1 rRNA gene is annotated in these 2,935 nt (G+C 53.5%); it reads right to left on the bottom strand.

The window, feature by feature from the left end:
- Position 1 precedes the first annotated feature (1 nt).
- Positions 2-2,934, bottom strand: a 23S ribosomal RNA gene (locus QYG89_RS16945).
- Position 2,935: the final 1 nt, after the last annotated feature.

Below are 2,935 nucleotides of genomic sequence, written 5' to 3'. Positions count from 1 at the left end.
ATTGGTTAAGTCCTCGATCGATTAGTATTCGTCAGCTCCACGTGTCGCCACGCTTCCACCTCGAACCTATCTACCTGATCATCTTTCAGGGATCTTACTAGCTTGCGCTATGGGAAATCTCATCTTGAGGGGGGCTTCATGCTTAGATGCTTTCAGCACTTATCCCGTCCGCACATAGCTACCCAGCGATGCCTTTGGCAAGACAACTGGTACACCAGCGGTGCGTCCATCCCGGTCCTCTCGTACTAAGGACAGCTCCTCTCAAATTTCCTGCGCCCGCGACGGATAGGGACCGAACTGTCTCACGACGTTCTGAACCCAGCTCGCGTACCGCTTTAATGGGCGAACAGCCCAACCCTTGGGACCGACTACAGCCCCAGGATGCGATGAGCCGACATCGAGGTGCCAAACCTCCCCGTCGATGTGGACTCTTGGGGGAGATAAGCCTGTTATCCCCGGGGTAGCTTTTATCCGTTGAGCGATGGCCCTTCCATGCGGAACCACCGGATCACTAAGCCCGACTTTCGTCCCTGCTCGACTTGTAGGTCTCGCAGTCAAGCTCCCTTGTGCCTTTACACTCTGCGAATGATTTCCAACCATTCTGAGGGAACCTTTGGGCGCCTCCGTTACATTTTAGGAGGCGACCGCCCCAGTCAAACTGCCCGCCTGACACTGTCTCCCACCCGGATCACGGGTGCGGGTTAGAAGTTCAACACAGCCAGGGTAGTATCCCACCGACGCCTCCACCGAAGCTGGCGCTCCGGTTTCAAAGGCTCCTACCTATCCTGTACAAGCTGTGCCGAAATTCAATATCAGGCTGCAGTAAAGCTCCACGGGGTCTTTCCGTCCTGTCGCGGGTAACCTGCATCTTCACAGGTACTATAATTTCACCGAGTCTCTCGTTGAGACAGTGCCCAGATCGTTACGCCTTTCGTGCGGGTCGGAACTTACCCGACAAGGAATTTCGCTACCTTAGGACCGTTATAGTTACGGCCGCCGTTTACTGGGGCTTCAATTCAGAGCTTCGCGTGAGCTAACCCCTCCTCTTAACCTTCCAGCACCGGGCAGGCGTCAGCCCCTATACTTCGCCTTGCGGCTTCGCAGAGACCTGTGTTTTTGCTAAACAGTCGCCTGGGCCTATTCACTGCGGCTCCTCAGGGCTATGCACCCCAAAGAGCACCCCTTCTCCCGAAGTTACGGGGTCATTTTGCCGAGTTCCTTAACGAGAGTTCACTCGCTCACCTTAGGATTCTCTCCTCGCCTACCTGTGTCGGTTTGCGGTACGGGCACCTTTTACCTCGCTAGAGGCTTTTCTTGGCAGTGTGGAATCAGGAACTTCGGTACTATATTTCCCTCGCCGTCACAGCTCAGCCTTCACGGTGATGGGATTTGCCTCATCACCAGCCTAACTGCTTGGACGCACAAACCAACTGTGCGCTTGCCCTATCCTCCTGCGTCCCCCCATTGCTCAAATGGTAAAGAGGTGGTACAGGAATATCAACCTGTTGTCCATCGCCTACGCCTTTCGGCCTCGGCTTAGGTCCCGACTAACCCTGAGAGGACGAGCCTTCCTCAGGAAACCTTAGGCATTCGGTGGAAGGGATTCTCACCCTTCTTTCGCTACTCATACCGGCATTCTCACTTCTAAGCGCTCCACCAGTCCTTACGGTCTGACTTCACAGCCCTTAGAACGCTCTCCTACCACGGACACCAAATGGTGTCCATCCACAGCTTCGGTGATACGTTTAGCCCCGGTACATTTTCGGCGCAGAGTCACTCGACCAGTGAGCTATTACGCACTCTTTAAATGGTGGCTGCTTCTAAGCCAACATCCTGGTTGTCTAAGCAACTCCACATCCTTTTCCACTTAACGTATACTTTGGGACCTTAGCTGGTGGTCTGGGCTGTTTCCCTCTTGACTACGGATCTTATCACTCGCAGTCTGACTCCCAAGGATAAGTCTTTGGCATTCGGAGTTTGTCTGAATTCGGTAACCCGAGGGGGGCCCCTAGTCCAAACAGTGCTCTACCTCCAAGACTCTTCCCTTGAGGCTAGCCCTAAAGCTATTTCGGAGAGAACCAGCTATCTCCAGGTTCGATTGGAATTTCACCGCTACCCACACCTCATCCCCGCACTTTTCAACGTACGTGGGTTCGGTCCTCCAGTAAGTGTTACCTTACCTTCAACCTGGACATGGGTAGATCACCTGGTTTCGGGTCTGCGACCTCATACTCATTCGCCCTATTCAGACTCGCTTTCGCTGCGGCTCCGCCTCTACGGCTTAACCTCGCATGAAATCGCAACTCGCCGGTTCATTCTACAAAAGGCACGCCATCACCCATAAACGGGCTCTGACTACTTGTAGGCACACGGTTTCAGGATCTTTTTCACTCCCCTTCCGGGGTGCTTTTCACCTTTCCCTCACGGTACTGGTTCACTATCGGTCACTAGGGAGTATTTAGCCTTGGGAGATGGTCCTCCCGGATTCCGACGGAATTTCACGTGTTCCGCCGTACTCAGGATCCACTCTGGAGGGAACGAAGTTTCGGCTACAGGATTGTTACCTTCTCTGATGGGCCTTTCCAGACCTCTTCGCCTACTTCATTCCTTTGTAACTCCGTGTAGAGTGTCCTACAACCCCAGAAGGCAAGCCTTCTGGTTTGGGCTGTTCCCGTTTCGCTCGCCGCTACTCAGGGAATCGCGTTTGCTTTCTCTTCCTCCAGGTACTTAGATGTTTCAGTTCCCTGGGTATGCCTTCTCTCACCCTATGTATTCAGGTAAGGATACTGTTCCATTACGAACAGTGGGTTTCCCCATTCGGAAATCTCCGGATCAATGCTTACTTACAGCTCCCCGGAGCATATCGGAGTTAGTCCCGTCCTTCTTCGGCTCCTAGTGCCAAGGCATCCACCGTGCGCCCTTTCTAACTTAACCT

This window comes from Bacillus lumedeiriae (genome assembly GCF_044891285.1).
Lineage (GTDB): Bacteria > Bacillota > Bacilli > Bacillales > Domibacillaceae > Pseudobacillus > Pseudobacillus lumedeiriae.
This window is presented reverse-complemented; position numbering and strand designations above follow the sequence as displayed.